Below are 14,510 nucleotides of genomic sequence, written 5' to 3'. Positions count from 1 at the left end.
AAGTGGCAGCGGTGCGCCTGGAGCAGTTTTTGTGAAGGAAAGATGGGGTGCATGCTAATGATTCATACGGTTCCGTAGTCAGGTCCCTGCGTGGTCCCTGCTTCCTGTCGCACCAAGAATTTGTAATTAGTTACTTTTGTTTCTGATGAATATCCCAAGAGCTGGTGGTGCCAGTTGAGGCGGCTGCTGGTCGGCGAGGGTTGGAGAGCCGTTCCTGCCGCCGCGGTACCAGGAAAAGTGCAGCTCCTGTCGATAGAACGACGATGCGCAACGCATAAAATCGCCGGATTGGGGGAGATCTCTGCCGAAATGTGGAACCACATCCGGGCAGCCTCCATGGGTGCTTGCCGTTGAAATCCAGGGAACCGCATGGAATACCGTCTTGATGAAACCGACCGCCAGCTGCTGCGTCTGCTGCAGACCAATGCACGGGCTTCCACCGCACATCTGGCTCGGCAGATGAATCTGGCGCGCACCACGGTGGTGGCGCGCATTGCCAGGCTGGAGCAAGAGGGCGTGATCGCCGGCTACGGCGTGCGCCTGGGCGCACGCGTGGAGCAGTCTGCCGTGCGGGCGTATTGCGGCATCCGCGTGCAGCCCAAGACGGCCACGTTGGTCATGCAGGCGCTCAACCGCTTCACCGAGGTCGAGGAGGTCTCTGCCGTCAGCGGCCAGTACGACTACATGGTGTTCGTGCGCTGCGAGAGCAATGAAAAGCTCGATGCGCTGCTGGACCGCATCGGCCTGATCGACGGCATTCAGCAGACCTATACCTCGGTGGTGCTCAGCCGCAAGATCGACCGGCGCACGACGGCGGCCCTGAGCCAGCCGGGCGAATCCGCTGCCTGAGGGGCGCGCTGCAGCCCTTGCAACCACTGTCGGGTCTCTGACATCTGCTAGTGAAACTGCCGGGTAGGCAGTCCCTTGCGGCCCTCCTATGCTGTTGTGGGCCCCCGTACAAACAGGGGGCCTTTCTTTGTGTACGCATAACACCAGGAGACAAAGCATGTACCCAGCGGTTCGCAGTGGATGGAAGCCCCTGTCATTGATTTGCCTGGCCGCCTTGGCGGCCTGCGGCGGTTCGGGCGACGGCTCCAGCAGCAAGTACAGCGCGGAGATCCGCCGCACGGAAATGGGCATTCCGCACATCAAGGCCAAGGACTGGACGGGCCTGGGCTATGGCGCCGGCTATGCCCAGGCGCAGGACAACCTGTGCACCATGGCCGACTCCTTCCTGACGTACCGCGGGGAGCGCTCGCGCTACCTGGGCGGCGATGCCCAGGCCGTCTACGACAGCACCATCGACCGGCCGCGCAATCTCGACTCGGACTTCTTCTTCCGCCATGTCGTCTCCGATGACGCCGTGGCCGCCATGATCCAGGCCCAGCCGGACAAGCTCAAGCAACTGGTCGATGGCTTCGTGGCCGGCTACAACCGCGTGGTGCGCGAGACCCCGGCCGGGGCCAAGACCAATGCGGCCTGCGCGGGCCAGCCTTGGGTGCAGGCCATTACCGCGCAGGACATCTGGCGGCGCATGTACACGGCCAATCTGGCCGGCGGCTACAGCAATTTCGTCGCCCAGATCGCCAATGCCGTGCCACCTGCAGCGGCTGCGGCAGCAACGGCCTCGGCCAAGCAGGCGAAGGCCCGGCTGGCCGCGACACAGCTGGCCGCGCTCAAGCCGGGGCAGGTGGTGGCGCCATCGTTCCAGGTGGGCGGCACCACGGGCATCGGCAGCAACATGTACGGCTTTGGCCAGCAGGCCACGGGCGGCGGCAGCAGCGTGCTGTTCGGCAATCCGCACTGGTACTGGAAGGGGCCGGACCGCTTCTATCAATCGCAGCTCACGATTCCCGGCGAGATCGATGTCAGTGGCGCCAGCTTTCTGGGCATCCCGATGGTGCTGATCGGCTTCAACAACGACGTGGCCTGGAGCCATACCGTGTCCACGGCGCGGCGCTTCGGCCTGTTCATGTACCAGCTGGCGCCCAATGATCCGACCCGCTATGTGCGTGACGGCAAGACCGAGGCCATGCAGGCCAGCAAGATCACCGTGAGCGTGCGCAATGCCTCCGGCGGGCAGGACCAGGTCACGCGCACGCTGTACAAGACCGTGCACGGCCCGGTGGTCAACCTGGGCGCCATGGACCCGGCGCTGGGCTGGACCACGCAGAGCGTGTTCGCCATCCGCGACATCAACGCCTACAACTACCGCACCTTCCGCAACTGGCTGCGCTGGAACCAGGCCAGGTCGCTGGACGAGTTCATCCGCATCCAGAAGGAGGAGTCGGCCATTCCCTGGGTCAACACCGTGGCCGCAGGGCGCGGCAATGCCCAGGTCTGGTATGCCGACATAGGCGCCGTGCCCAACGTGCCGCCCGCGCAATTGCAGGCCTGTGCCACGCCCGCCTCGGCCGCCATCAACGCGGCGCTGCCCCAGGTGCCGGTGCTGGCCGGTGGCAGCAGCCAGTGCGACTGGAGTTCGGATGCGGATTCGGTGCAGGCGGGTGCCATCGGCCCCGCGCGTATGCCCAATTTGCTGCGCAGCGACTACGTGGGCAACATGAACGACAGCTACTGGCTGTCCAATGCCTCGGCGCCGCTGACCGGCTATCCGGCCATCTTCGGATCCACTTCGTCGGCCCAGAGCCTGCGCACGCGCATGGGCCACACCATGGCGCTGCAGCGGCTGGCGGGCACGGACGGCTATCCGGGCAAGCTGGCCACCAGCGACATCGTTCGCCAGATGGTGCTGGACAGCCGTGTCTACAGCGCGCGCTTCAAGGACGAGGCATTGGCCCAGGTCTGTCCAGGCCCCGTGTCCTCGGCGGGTGAAACGGTGGACGTATCGGCTGCCTGCACGGCGCTGCAGGCCTGGGACGGCACGGGCACGGCGGCATCCAGGGGTTCCCATGTCTGGGATGAGTTCTGGAAGCGCGTGGCCAGCCAGATCAAATCGGCCGACCTGTATGCCGTGCCCTTCGATGCGGCCGACCCCGTCAACACGCCGCGTGGCATCAAGCCCACTGCCAAGGCGGCGCTGCAAAAGGCGTTCGCCGAAGCAGTGAAGGCCGTGCAGGCCAGCGGCTTTGCCATGGATGCGGCGCGCGGCACCGTGCTGTTCTCGCAGCGCGGCGGCGACAAGATCGCGCTGTATGGCGGCTGCGGCGAGGTGGGCTACTTCACCATCACCTGCTCGGAAAACAAGATAGAGCAGGGCGGCTACAGCATGGATGGACAGCCGCACGGCAACAGCTACATGCAGGTGGTGAGCTTCCCGTCGGCCGGTGTGGAGGCCCATACCTTCCTGACCTTCTCGCTGTCGGACGACCCGGCCTCGGCCCACTACGTGGACTACACCAAGGCCTACGGCGCCCGCCAATGGCTCAAGCTGCCGTTCACCGACAGCGCCATTCAGGCCAGCCCGACCTACAAGACGCAGACCGTGAGCGAGTGAAGCAACCTGTGACCCGGTGACGGGCCGCCGGTTCGCTGGCGGCTCGCCGGGAGTGCAAAAGCAACGGGGGCCGAGGCCCCCGTTGCTTTTGGAATGCGCTGGCCGTCAGTCCACGATGACGCGCGGCTCGCCCGCCTCCATGCGGCCGACGATGGCGGCACTGCCAAAGCCCTGCTCGGCAAACAGTGCAAGCACCTGATCGGCAACATCCGGCGCGCAGGACACGAGCAGGCCGCCCGAGGTCTGCGGATCGGTCAGCAGCGCGCGCTGCGCATCGGTGATGCCGGCGCCCAGCGCAACCTGCGCGCCATACGAGGCCCAGTTGCGGCCCGAGGCGCCCGTGATGACGCCCTGCTCGGCAAAGCCCTGCACCGTGGGCAGCACGGGCAGGCTGCGGCTGTCGATGCGTGCCGTCAGGCCCGCGCCGCGTGCCAGTTCCAGGCCGTGGCCCAGCAGGCCGAAGCCCGTCACATCGGTCAGCGCGTGCACGCCGTCCATCTTGCCCAGCGCCGTACCGGGGCGGTTGAGCAGGGTGGTTGCTTCCACCATGGCGCGGTAGCCGGCCTCGTCCAGCAGGTTCTTCTTGAGTGCGGCCGACAGAATGCCCACGCCCAGCGGCTTGCCCAGGATCAGCACGTCGCCGGCCTGGGCGTCGGCATTGCGCTTCATCTGGCGGGGGTTGACGATGCCTATGCCGACCAGGCCGTAGATGGGCTCGACCGAATCGATGGAGTGGCCCCCGGCCAGCGGAATGCCGGCATCGCGGCAGACCGATTCGCCGCCTTCCAGGATCTTGGCAATGGTGTCGTGCGGCAGCACATTGATGGGCATGCCCACGATGGCCAGGGCCATCAGGGGCTGGCCGCCCATGGCGTAGATGTCGGACAGCGCATTCGTCGCGGCGATGCGGCCGAAGTCATACGGGTCGTCCACGATGGGCATGAAGAAGTCCGTGGTCGCCACGATGGCCTGCTCGTCGTTGATGCGGTAGACGGCGGCGTCGTCGGCGGTCTCCGTGCCCACCAGCAGGTCCGGGAAGAACTGCTTGGGCAGCGCGCTCTTGCCGATCAGCTCCGCCAGCAGGCCCGGCGCGATCTTGCAGCCGCAGCCGCCGCCATGGGACAGCGAGGTGAGTCGGGGGGCTTGGGAGGTGTCTGTGGTCATGGAGCAATCCGGCGATCGGCGGCGATCGCAGTAGTGGGAAAGAGTGCCTGCCGCCAGCGCGGCGGCGCGCCATATTATGGGCGGGCACGGCGGGCGGCCATGGTACAAGCGGGCATGTCCAAGTCTTTCACTCATGACCGCGCATCCGTGGAATGCGATCCCGAGACGGTGGTGGGCGTGGAGCAGCGCGGCTTCAACGCCTGGCCGGCCCAGCGCACCGTGCTCTGCGGCGACTGGCTGCTGCGCGTCGCGCAGGGCCATACCAAGCGCGCCAACTCGGCCAATGCCCAGCAGCCCGGCGCCCGCCTTGGCGCCTTGCTGCCGCAGATCGAGGCCTTCTACGAGCGCCAGGGCCTGCCTGCCATCTTTCGCCTCTCGCCCCTGGCAAGTCCCGATGCGGATGCGCAGCTGGCGCAGGCCGGCTACCTGCTGGCCGACCCTTCCCTGGTGATGCGTGCCGCATTGACGGACATGGCGCCGCCAGCGAACGACCAGGGCTGGACCCTTGCCATTCAAGCCCAGCCTGGCACGGCCTGGCTGCAGGGCTTTGCCGAGGCCGGCGCCGTGCCGGAGCAGCACAGGCAGGCGCACCACCATATGCTGCAGTCCATTGCCTGGCCCGCCGCATTTGCTTCGCTGCAAGTGGGCGGTGGAGCGGGCGGCGAGGTGGCCGGGTTTGGCCTGGCCGTCGTGGAGCGCGGCTGCGTGGGCCTGTATGACATCGTCATCACGCCTGCGCTGCGCGGCCAGGGACTGGGCCGGGCGCTGGTGCATGGCCTGATGCACTGGGGGCAGACGCAGGGAGCGCAATGGGCCGAACTGCAGGTGCGTGCGCCCAACATGGTGGCGCGCGGGCTGTATGAAAGCCTGGGCTTTCAGGCGCTCTACGGCTATCACTACCGGCTGCCTGCCTCTGCGCTTTGATGTGTTGCCGCATTGGCCCATCACGGGCGCCCCGGCGTGACAGTCCCGGCGGCCCGATGGGGTCGATATGTGAAAAAATGCTTCAGTGCGCCAGAGTGGCGCAATGCATGGATATTCCGTTCAAGGAGCCTTGGTTGGCAGCTCGCACACATCGCATACATCACACACACCGCAGGTGGGGCATGGATTGCAGGATCAAAGGCCTGTCTGCCCGGGCCTGGCTGGTCGTGGGCTTGCTGGCCTTGCAGGCCGGGCTGGTGGGGCAGGCACATGCGGAGCCGGCGGCCGATGAGCATGAGCTGGGGGTGACCCGCACCGTCGTAGGCATCCTGGGCTACACGCGCTGGCCCACGGAAAGCCCCGTGCTGCGGCTGTGCGTGGTGGGCTCCACCGAATATGCCGACGACCTGCTCAATGGCGCCCCGCAGACCGTGGGCAGCCAGCGGCTGGAGGTGCGGCGCGTGGTGCCCGTCGATGCGCGCGCCCTGGTCGAATGCGAGGGCATCTATGCCGGCCAGCTCGATGAGGCGGCCTGGCGCAAGCTCATGGAGCAACTGGCCGGGCGGCCGCTGCTGACCATCAGCGAGCGGGGCGAGCTGTGCCGCATCGGCGCCATGTTCTGCCTGCGCCGCCGTGGCGAGGGCGCGGGCTTCGAGGTCAGCCTCGACTCCGTGGCCCGCAGCGGCCTGCGTGTCAATCCCAAGGTGCTGCAACTGGCGCGCCACAGGACCTTGCCATGAAGTTGTCCCTGTCCGGCAATGCGTCCCTGCGCAACGTGATCCGCCGCGCGCACCTGCGCATGGCGGCGGTGGCCATCGCGCTGGCGGGGGCGCTGCTGCTCATCGTCGGCGTGGCCACCCTGCGCCTGTACCTGTCCAACAACCTGCATCTGGTGGCCCGTTCGCTGGCCTATACGGTCGAGGCATCGCTGGTCTTCGGTGACCGCGACGAGGCCGCCCGCGTGCTGGACCAGCTGCTGCGTGGCGAAGGCGTGGCCCACGCCGAGGTCTTCGATGCCGAGGGCCGCCCGTTCGTGCGGTGGTCGGGCCATGGTGGCTCGGCGCTGTCCAGCATCGGGGAGCTGCTGGCCGTGGGCATTGGCCTGCCGCGCGCCGAGGCCGATGTGCGCCAGGACGGCAGGCTGGTCGGCAGTGTGCAACTGGCCAGCGATGGCGTGGGCCTGGTCCGCTTCCTGGGCGCAGGTTTCATCGTGCTGGTGCTGTGCGTGGGTGTCAGCGGCTATGTGGGCCTGCGCCAGTCGCGCCGCATGCTGCGCGACATTGCCGAGCCGCTGCAGCAGCTGGCGCGCGTGGCCAGGGCCGTGCGCCATGACCGATCCATGGACCAGCGCGTGCCGCTGGCGCGCATTGCCGAGCTGCGCGAGTTGGGCGACAACTTCAACGCACTGCTGGCCGAGCTGCAGACGCGCCATGAGCGGCTGCAGCAGCAAAATTCGGCCCTGGAGCGACAGGCTTCGCGCGACAGCCTCACGGGGCTGGCCAACCGCCTGCATTTCGAGCAGCGACTGCAGCAGGCGCTGGACAGTGCGGCGGAGAGCGGGCAGAAGCTGGCCGTGCTGTTTCTGGACAACGACCGCTTCAAGCAGGTCAACGATGCCTACGGCCATGCCGTGGGCGATGTGCTGCTCAAGGCGGTGGGTGCTCGGCTGCGCTCGCAGGTGCGCGAGACCGATCTGGTCGCCCGCCTGGGTGGCGACGAATTCGCCATCCTGCTCTATCCCATCGGCGGCGGTGGCGATGCGCAGATGGTGCAGGACAAGATAGAGGCCGCCATGCGCGAGCCCCTGGTCGTTGGCGACGGCGTGGTGCTGCAGCCTTCGGTCAGCGCGGGCGTCGCCCTTTTTCCCAAGCATGGCCAGAGCATGGAGACGCTGATGCGCCATGCAGACCAGGCCATGTACCAGGCCAAGGCCATGCGCCAGGCCGAACGAATCACAGGAGGATGACATGTTGAAACGACGGAGCTGGATCCGGATGTGCGGCGCAGGTGCGGCCGCAGTGCTGGCCCTTGCGCTGGTCGGTTGCCAGACGGTGCCGCAGGCGCCGGCCAAGGCGCCGGGGCTGACCGAAGAACAGCAGCAGTTGCTGCGCAGCCAGGGTTTTGCGCAGGCAGACCAGGGCTGGGAGCTGCAGATGTCGGGCAAGCTGCTGTTCGGCTTTGATTCGGCCGAAGTCGGCGCCCAGGCGCGCACCAAGGTGCTGGAGCTGGGCCGTGCCCTCAAGGGCGTGGGCATAGAGCGGCTGCGCGTGGAAGGCCATACGGACGATCGCGGCAGCGATGCCTACAACATGCGCCTTTCGCTGCGCCGTGCAGAGGCCGTGGCCGATGTGCTGGCCGAAGCTGGCCTGGCGCGCCAGGATATCGAGGTCAAGGGTCTGGGCCGCGCCATGCCCGTGGTGCCCAGCGATGCGGCGGAGAACCGCCGCGTGGCCATCGTCGTGCCCTTGCAATAGCCGTAACCTGGCTGGAATCAGAGTCGGGGGATTGGCGGAAAGCAGCAGGAGTCGAACCTACCCAGGAGCGGCTGACGCCCCTGACCGGGTTTGAAGCCCGGGCGCACCACCGGGTGCGTATGCTTTCCTTCTGGATGTTGGGCACCCCCTGAGCGGCTGGCGCCGCTTCCCCCTCTCTCGCTGCGCGGGAGGGGGACGACGCCATCGCCGCGAGGCGGCTCTTGCTCGGCGTCCCTGGGTTGGGCCGCGCCATTGCAGGTGCTATGCCCAAAGCCGGCTATTGTAGCGGTCCCATGGGAGCGTCATGGCTCAGCTTTTGGCTGGGGTGAGCGAATTTCCGCCAGTGGTCCACTGCACATCGGGGCGCAGCAGGTGGGCGTCGCGCAGGCGGCGGGTGTAGCCGATGCGGTCGAAGAATTCGAGGATCTGGATGGCGCGTTTGCGGCCCAGGCCGGTGGCGTCGCGGAAGGCGTGGGCCTGGATTTCGGCGTTGGGGGTGGAGCAGGCCAGTTCGCGGACCAGGGCTGCGAGTTCGTCCATGCGGGCTGCCGTGTAGAACAGGTCCTTGGTGACTTGGAACAATTGGCCCTGGCGTGCGAGCTTGCGCAGCAGCTGGCGCACGGTTTCCTCGCCGGTGGCGCTGTCGCGGGCCAGGTCGCGCACCCAGGGCGGGTCGTAGCGGCCGGCCTCGATGGCCGGCAGCAGTTTCTGGGCGATCTGCTTTTCACTGTCCGACAGCTGCACGCTGTGGCCGGGCAGGTGCAGCCAGGCGCCGCTGGCGGCCAGGCTGCCGTCCTGCAGCAGGGCTTGCAGCAGGCCCTTCCACAGCGCGTCATGCCCTGCATGTACCAGGCCCGACAGTGCCATGCGGCGCAGGCGTGCGGCGTTCACGCCGGGCTCGTCGGGGCTTTTGTCGTGGAAGCGCGCCATGCTGTCCAGCACCTGGTTGCGCAGTTGCTGCAAGCGTGCCTCGCCCAGCAGCAGCGTATCGCCCTCGGCCAGGGGGAGGCGGTGCAGGCGGGCATCCGTGGCCACCGATGCGCGGCCCGTCAGGCGCATGAGCTGCGACGTGGCAATGCCGTGCGCCGCGCCTTGCACCAGCGCGCTGGCGTCCCCAGTGGCAATCAGCGATTCCAGCGCCTGCAGATAGGCCGTGCGCTCGGGGCTGCGGCGCTTGCGTGCGGGTGCAAAGGGATCGATGACGCTGCCGCCGGCAATGGTGCGGCTGGCCTGGGCATTGCGCACGATGAGCCGGTCGCCGGGTTGGGCATGTACGGGCATGTCCAGCACCAGTTGGACGATGGCCTGTTCGCCCGGGCCCAGCGGCTGGTCCTGCAGCAGGGCCACGTGGGCCGTGCAGCGCGCCGTACCGATGTGCACATGCACAGGCGTCCATTGGGCCAGTGATGGCGCATCGGCCAGCAGTTGCAGGCGCACGTCGATCCGGTCGCTGGCCTGCAGCAGCCGTGCGTCGGCGATCCAGTCGCCGCGCGTGATGGCTTCCTTGGCAATGCCCGACAGGTTGAGCGCGCAGCGCTGGCCGGCCAGGCCCTGTTCGCTGGCCTGGTTCTGGGCATGCAGGCTGCGCACGCGCACCTCGGTGCCCGAGGCCGAGTGCACCAGCGTGTCGCCCACCTTCACCTGCCCGCCGAACACGGTGCCCGTGACCACGGTGCCCTGGCCCGGCAGCGTGAAGCTGCGGTCCACGGCCAGGCGGAACAGCCCGTCGCTGGCCCGCGCGGGAATGGACTGGGCGCGCGCCATGAGGTGCTCGCGCAGCTGCGCCACGCCTGCGTCGTCAGGCAGGGCTGCCGCAGTAGGGAAGACCGGCGCGCCGGCCAGTGGCGTGGGGGCCAGCAGGGCCCCGATCTCGGCCCGCACCTGCTGCAGCCGCTCGGGCGTGGCGCGGTCGGCCTTGGTCAGTGCCACGGTGGCTTCGCGCACGCCCAGCAGCTGCAGGATGTCCAGGTGCTCGCGCGTCTGCGGCATGACGCCGTCGTCGGCCGCCACCACCAGCAGGGCATGGTCTATGCCCACGGCGCCTGCGGCCATGGTGTGCACGAACTTTTCGTGGCCCGGCACGTCGATGATGCCCAGCACCTCGCCATTGGGCAGCGGCGTGTAGGCATAGCCCAGCTCGATGGAGATGCCGCGCGCCTTCTCTTCCTTGAGGCGGTCGGTGTCCACGCCCGTGAGCGCGCGCACCAGGGTGGTCTTGCCGTGGTCGATGTGGCCGGCGGTGCCGATGATCATGCGTTCGTCCTCAGGCGATGTGCAGCAGCGGCAGCTGTTCGGTGAAGGCAGGCTCGTCGGCTGCCTCCAGGCAGCGCAGGTCCAGCCACAGCGCGTCTTCATGCAGCCGGCCGATGACGGGGCGGGGCAGGCGGCGCAGGCTTGCTTCAAGCCGGGCGAGCTGGCGGCCGGCCTGGCGTCCGTCGGCCGGATGCAGGCGCAGGCCCCAGCTGGGCAGGTTTTCCACGGGCAGGGCGCCGCTGCCGATCTGGCTGTTCATCTCGGCGGTTTCCACCACGTAGCGGCTGCCCAGCGCCTGCTGCACCAGCGGCTGCAGCGCCTGCGCGCGGGCCTGCATGTCGGCCTGGGGGCGCGTGAACAGGCGCAGCGTGGTCAGGCGCTCGGCCAGCTTTTCGGGGTGCAGGTACAGGCGCAGCGTGGGCTCCAGCGCGGCCAGGGTGAGCTTGCTCACGCGCAGTGCGCGCTTGAGCGGGTGTTTCTTGATGCGGGCGATCAGGTCCTTGCGGCCCACGATCAGGCCGGCCTGCGGGCCGCCCAGCAGCTTGTCGCCGCTGAAGGTGACGATGTCGGCGCCCGACTCGATGGTCTCGCGCACCGTGACCTCGTAGGGCAGGCCCCATTCGCGCAGATCGACCAGGGTGCCGCTGCCCAGGTCCACAACCATCTGCAGGCCGTGCGCATGGGCAATGGATGCCACCTCCGCGTCGCTCACGGCCTTGGTGAAGCCGGTGATGGCGTAGTTGCTGCAATGCACCTTCATGAGCAGGCCGGTATGTTCGCCGACAGCGCCTTCGTAGTCGCGCGCATGGGTGCGGTTGGTGGTGCCCACCTCGACCAGGGTGGCGCCTGCGCGCGTCATCACGTCGGGAATGCGGAAGGCGCCGCCGATCTCCACCAGCTCGCCGCGCGAGACGATGACCTCGCGCCCGGCCGCCAGCGTGGCCAGGGTCAGCAGCACGGCGGCGGCATTGTTGTTGACGACGGTGCAGGCCTCGGCACCCGTGAGTTCGCAGACCAGGGATTCGATCAGGTCGTCGCGGTCGCCACGGCCGCCGTCTTCCAGGTCGTACTCCAGGTTGGCCGGCGCCGTCATGGCGGCCACCACGGCGTCCACCGCCTCCTGCGGCAGCAGGGCGCGGCCCAGGTTGGTGTGCAGCACCGTGCCCGTGAGGTTGAAGACCGTGCGCAGCCGGGGCGCAAAGCGCCGCGCCAGGCGCAGGCCGGCCGCCTGGACCACCTCAGTGATGCCGGGCGCGCCTGCATCGGGCTCGCCCGACCGCAGCCGCTCCTGCGCATCGGCTCGCATCTGCGCCAGGGATTCGCGCACGGCCTGGGTGCAGGCATCGAGGCCGTGGCGCTCGCGCAGCGCGAGCATGTCGGTGCTCAGCAGCACCTTGTCCACGGCAGGCAGGCGCAGCGCGGACGGGGCAGGGGAGGCGGCAGGGGATGCGGCAGAGGTGGCGGCGGTATCGGTCATGGCGTGCGAAAGGTTCAGGCAGCAGGCGTGGCGGGGTCGATCAGCGCGTCGCCGGCCTCATCCTGCTCCTCGGCAAAGGCCACGTAGAGCAGGGGATTGGCGCTGGCGCGCTGAAAGCGAGTCTCCTCGCCCATCAGCAGGTCCAGCATCAGCGAGGCCAGGTCGTCGGCCAGGGGCTCGGCCATCGGGTCCTTTTCCTGGTTGACCACCTTGCGGTAGCTGCCGCATTCCTCGCAGGTCTCGGCCAGCACGGTATCGCCTGCGCCATCGATGCCCTGGTACTCGACACCCTTGGTCGACTCGCAGTGGGAGCACTTGACGCGCACCATGTGCCACTCCGTGCAGCAGGTGCCGCAGTGCAGGTAGCGGTGGCCTGCGGCCTTGCCGCCAATGCGCAGCACGCTGGCCACGGGCTCGCTGGCGCAGACGGGGCAGATCGAGGCGGGATCGGTATAGGGCACGTCGCGTGCGCTCAGGCCGCTGGCGCGCGTGGCAAACACCACCTGCAGCGCAGCCATCACAAAAGGCGCCATGCCCACGTGGCGGGCCGCCACTTCCTTTTGCAGCAGCCGCTGCGCGATCTCGTCACGCCCGGCCGTGTCCAGCGCGCGCAGCTCCTGCAGCAGCGGCTGCAGCGGCGCAGGCAGGCCATCGGCGCCCGACAGGGCATCGAGCATGCGGTCCAGCACACCGTGCCAGGCGGGATCGATATGGTCGGCGGCAGGCAGCAGCGGCATCGAATGCTCCTGCGCCCGCGCGATCAGCGCCGCATCGGGCTCGGCCAGCGTCAACTGCCCGGCCGCCTTGCCCTGCGCGTCCACGATCTGCGCCACGAACCGCAGGTAATCGGCAATCGGATTGCCCTCGGCCAGCTGCCGCAGCCGCGCCGCCCGCTCGACGAACAGCCCCGGCAACTGCGGCAGCAGCACGCGCGGAAAACTGGTGTGATCCAGCGACTCGATATCGCCGGGTTGAAGAATGCGTTGCATTGGAATGTTCCAAAAAGACAATCGCCCAGCGTCCAGGGACGCCGGGCGGCTGGTGGCTTCAGGCGAAAGGCTAACACGGGGTTCCGCATTGTCCTTGGCCTATGAAACCGGCGTGCCCCAGAGCAGGGGCACCGAGGAAGGGCCGCCCCGCACCGAGGGTGCCGTCCCCCCCGCGAAGCGAGAGGGGGAAGCGGCGCAGCCGCTCAGGGGGCTCAGTCGTTGTCTCCGGTCATCTTGCGATACCACCCCCGGTGGTGCTGCTTGGCCCAGGCCCGCGTCACCGTGCCGTACAGCATGGCGCGGATGGTGCCCCGGGTCCAGATGGCCGCGTACACGTGCATGATGATCAGGCCGATCATCCACACGCCCGCAATGGCATGCACCACCGAGGCGGCGCGCACCACGTTGACGGGCAGCGTCCACCAGGCGCGCCACATGAGCGCGCCGGTCACGGTGATCGCCAGCATGCCGATGACCAGGCCCCAGAACAGCAGTTTCTGGCCGCCGTTGTACTTGCCCTGCTCGGGCATGTCGTGGTCGTCGCCGTCGATCATCTTGTTGACGTTCTTGAGCCACTCGATGTCGCGCGGCTCGACCACGTTCAGGCGCCAGAAGCGCAGCGCCATGATGATGAAGAACAGCGCCATCACCACCCCGATGTAGGGGTGCAGGATGCGCGTCCACGGCCCGCCGCCGAACAGCTGCGTGAGCGGGAAGAAGGCCGGGTGGAAGAATGCCAGGCCCGACAGCGCCAGCAGGATGAAGCAGATGCCGACCACCCAGTGGTTGGCACGCTCCGATGCGTTGTAGCGCACCAGGTCACGTGGATTGCGTTTCATCGGCGGGCCTCCTTTTCAGCGGCTTCCTGGTCCTTGCGGTCCATTTCGTCTTCCAGTTCCTTGGACACGTCGTTCGGGCCCTTGGTGATGTAGTGGAACAGGCTGCCGACGGCAGCTGCGCCCAGCGCGGCCATGGCCAGCGGCTTGGCAACGCCCTTCCACAGGGACACCATGGGGCTGATCTTCGGGTCGTCGGGCAGGCCCTTGTACAGCGAAGGCTTGTCCGCGTGATGCAGCACGTACATCACATGGGTGCCGCCCACGCCCTGCGGGTCATACAGGCCCGCCTCGGCATAGCCGCGCCGCTTGAGGTCGCCGATGCGGTGCTCGGCCTGGTCCTTCATCGCCTCCTTGGTGCCAAACATGATGGCGCCGGTGGGGCAGGTCTTGACACAGGCCGGCTCGCGGCCGACGGCCACGCGGTCCGAGCACAGCGTGCACTTGTAGGCCTTGTGGTCCTTCTTGGAGATGCGCGGGATGTTGAACGGGCAGCCCGTGACGCAGTAGCCGCAGCCCACGCACTGGTCCTGCTGGAAGTCCACGATGCCGTTGCTGTACTGCACGATGGCGCCCGGCGAGGGGCAGGCCTTCAGGCAGCCCGGGTCCTCGCAGTGCATGCAGCCGTCCTTGCGGATCAGCCACTCCAGGTTGCCGGTCGCTTCGTTCTCGTACTCGGTAAAGCGCATGACGGTCCACGACTGATCGGTCAGATCGGTCGGGTTGTCATAGACGCCGGCCGCGCAGGTTCCGATTTCGTCGCGCAGGTCGTTCCACTCCATGCAGGCGGTCTGGCAGGCCTTGCACCCGATGCACTTGGAGACATCGATGAGCTTGGCCACCTCGCCGCTGTGCGTTTCGCGCGCACTGGGAGCAGGCGTCGTCGTGGCCGAGCGACGCTTGATATCGAGAGACATGGTTGATGACATCAGCTGC

12 protein-coding genes and 1 tRNA gene are annotated in these 14,510 nt (G+C 68.0%); 6 read left to right on the top strand and 7 right to left on the bottom strand.

From position 1 onward, the window contains the following. Nucleotides 1-369 precede the first annotated feature (369 nt). Both DELCS14_RS16550 and DELCS14_RS16545 read left to right on the top strand, forming a co-directional pair. On the top strand, nt 370-849 hold the full coding sequence (locus DELCS14_RS16550; protein WP_012205315.1) for an Lrp/AsnC family transcriptional regulator: 480 nt from the start codon (nt 370-372) through the stop codon (nt 847-849). 157 nt (nt 850-1,006) lie between these two features. After that, on the top strand, nt 1,007-3,457 hold the full coding sequence (locus DELCS14_RS16545) for a penicillin acylase family protein (protein WP_013802671.1): 2,451 nt from the start codon (nt 1,007-1,009) through the stop codon (nt 3,455-3,457). Between the two features lie 105 nt (nt 3,458-3,562). Here DELCS14_RS16545 and selD read toward each other — a convergent pair whose 3' ends face one another. Further along, complete coding sequence (selD, locus tag DELCS14_RS16540) at nt 3,563-4,621, bottom strand: selenide, water dikinase SelD (RefSeq protein ID WP_013802670.1); 1,059 nt, start codon at nt 4,619-4,621, stop codon at nt 3,563-3,565. Between the two features lie 114 nt (nt 4,622-4,735). Between selD and DELCS14_RS16535 the strand changes: the two genes are divergently transcribed. The 4 genes from DELCS14_RS16535 to DELCS14_RS16520 all read left to right on the top strand — a co-directional run bounded on the left by DELCS14_RS16535 (nt 4,736) and on the right by DELCS14_RS16520 (nt 8,019). Continuing rightward, complete coding sequence (locus DELCS14_RS16535; RefSeq protein WP_228676773.1) at nt 4,736-5,545, top strand: GNAT family N-acetyltransferase; 810 nt, start codon at nt 4,736-4,738, stop codon at nt 5,543-5,545. Between the two features lie 182 nt (nt 5,546-5,727). Beyond that, nucleotides 5,728-6,285, top strand: coding sequence for a YfiR family protein (locus tag DELCS14_RS16530; protein ID WP_013802668.1), 558 nt, complete (start codon nt 5,728-5,730; stop codon nt 6,283-6,285). Then, the gene (locus tag DELCS14_RS16525; protein WP_013802667.1) at nt 6,282-7,511 is read left to right on the top strand and encodes a sensor domain-containing diguanylate cyclase; all 1,230 of its coding nucleotides are present in this window, start codon (nt 6,282-6,284) and stop codon (nt 7,509-7,511) included. The genes DELCS14_RS16530 and DELCS14_RS16525 overlap by 4 nt, the downstream gene beginning before the upstream one ends. A gap of 1 nt (nt 7,512) precedes the next feature. Next, on the top strand, nt 7,513-8,019 hold the full coding sequence (locus DELCS14_RS16520; RefSeq protein ID WP_013802666.1) for an OmpA family protein: 507 nt from the start codon (nt 7,513-7,515) through the stop codon (nt 8,017-8,019). 32 nt (nt 8,020-8,051) lie between these two features. On the opposite strand, the gene DELCS14_RS16515 is transcribed toward DELCS14_RS16520, so the two are convergent. The 6 genes from DELCS14_RS16515 to fdxH form a co-directional block, all read right to left on the bottom strand. Then, a tRNA-Sec gene (locus DELCS14_RS16515) sits at nt 8,052-8,147 on the bottom strand. 181 nt (nt 8,148-8,328) lie between these two features. Next, on the bottom strand, nt 8,329-10,272 hold the full coding sequence (gene selB / locus DELCS14_RS16510) for a selenocysteine-specific translation elongation factor (RefSeq protein ID WP_013802665.1): 1,944 nt from the start codon (nt 10,270-10,272) through the stop codon (nt 8,329-8,331). A gap of 10 nt (nt 10,273-10,282) precedes the next feature. Further along, nucleotides 10,283-11,749 (bottom strand): L-seryl-tRNA(Sec) selenium transferase, encoded by a 1,467-nt coding sequence (gene selA, locus DELCS14_RS16505; protein ID WP_013802664.1) that lies wholly within the window; start codon nt 11,747-11,749, stop codon nt 10,283-10,285. A gap of 14 nt (nt 11,750-11,763) precedes the next feature. Then, nucleotides 11,764-12,738 (bottom strand): formate dehydrogenase accessory protein FdhE, encoded by a 975-nt coding sequence (fdhE, locus tag DELCS14_RS16500; protein ID WP_013802663.1) that lies wholly within the window; start codon nt 12,736-12,738, stop codon nt 11,764-11,766. A 212-nt stretch (nt 12,739-12,950) separates the two neighbouring features. Beyond that, the gene (locus DELCS14_RS16495) at nt 12,951-13,577 is read right to left on the bottom strand and encodes a formate dehydrogenase subunit gamma (RefSeq protein WP_012205324.1); all 627 of its coding nucleotides are present in this window, start codon (nt 13,575-13,577) and stop codon (nt 12,951-12,953) included. After that, the gene (gene fdxH / locus DELCS14_RS16490; protein ID WP_012205325.1) at nt 13,574-14,503 is read right to left on the bottom strand and encodes a formate dehydrogenase subunit beta; all 930 of its coding nucleotides are present in this window, start codon (nt 14,501-14,503) and stop codon (nt 13,574-13,576) included. The genes DELCS14_RS16495 and fdxH overlap by 4 nt, the downstream gene beginning before the upstream one ends. Between the last annotated feature and the right edge of the window lie 7 nt (nt 14,504-14,510).

This window comes from Delftia sp. Cs1-4 (genome assembly GCF_000214395.1).
Taxonomy (GTDB): domain Bacteria; phylum Pseudomonadota; class Gammaproteobacteria; order Burkholderiales; family Burkholderiaceae_C; genus Comamonas; species Comamonas acidovorans.
The sequence above is the reverse complement of the archived record's forward strand: the minus strand, read 5'-3'. Positions and strand labels throughout refer to the sequence as shown.

What these genes read in the sequence shown, in the direction of transcription:
- DELCS14_RS16545 (WP_013802671.1), top strand. Translation starts at nt 1,007, where the DNA reads ATGTACCCAGCGGTTCGCAGTGGATGGAAGCCCCTGTCATTGATTTGC.
- DELCS14_RS16525 (WP_013802667.1), top strand. Translation starts at nt 6,282, where the DNA reads ATGAAGTTGTCCCTGTCCGGCAATGCGTCCCTGCGCAACGTGATCCGC.
- selB (WP_013802665.1), bottom strand. Translation starts at nt 10,272, where the DNA reads ATGATCATCGGCACCGCCGGCCACATCGACCACGGCAAGACCACCCTG.
- selA (WP_013802664.1), bottom strand. Translation starts at nt 11,749, where the DNA reads ATGACCGATACCGCCGCCACCTCTGCCGCATCCCCTGCCGCCTCCCCT.
- DELCS14_RS16550 (WP_012205315.1), top strand. Translation starts at nt 370, where the DNA reads ATGGAATACCGTCTTGATGAAACCGACCGCCAGCTGCTGCGTCTGCTG.
- DELCS14_RS16520 (WP_013802666.1), top strand. Translation starts at nt 7,513, where the DNA reads ATGTTGAAACGACGGAGCTGGATCCGGATGTGCGGCGCAGGTGCGGCC.
- fdxH (WP_012205325.1), bottom strand. Translation starts at nt 14,503, where the DNA reads ATGTCATCAACCATGTCTCTCGATATCAAGCGTCGCTCGGCCACGACG.
- fdhE (WP_013802663.1), bottom strand. Translation starts at nt 12,738, where the DNA reads ATGCAACGCATTCTTCAACCCGGCGATATCGAGTCGCTGGATCACACC.
- DELCS14_RS16535 (WP_228676773.1), top strand. Translation starts at nt 4,736, where the DNA reads ATGTCCAAGTCTTTCACTCATGACCGCGCATCCGTGGAATGCGATCCC.
- DELCS14_RS16495 (WP_012205324.1), bottom strand. Translation starts at nt 13,577, where the DNA reads ATGAAACGCAATCCACGTGACCTGGTGCGCTACAACGCATCGGAGCGT.
- selD (WP_013802670.1), bottom strand. Translation starts at nt 4,621, where the DNA reads ATGACCACAGACACCTCCCAAGCCCCCCGACTCACCTCGCTGTCCCAT.
- DELCS14_RS16530 (WP_013802668.1), top strand. Translation starts at nt 5,728, where the DNA reads ATGGATTGCAGGATCAAAGGCCTGTCTGCCCGGGCCTGGCTGGTCGTG.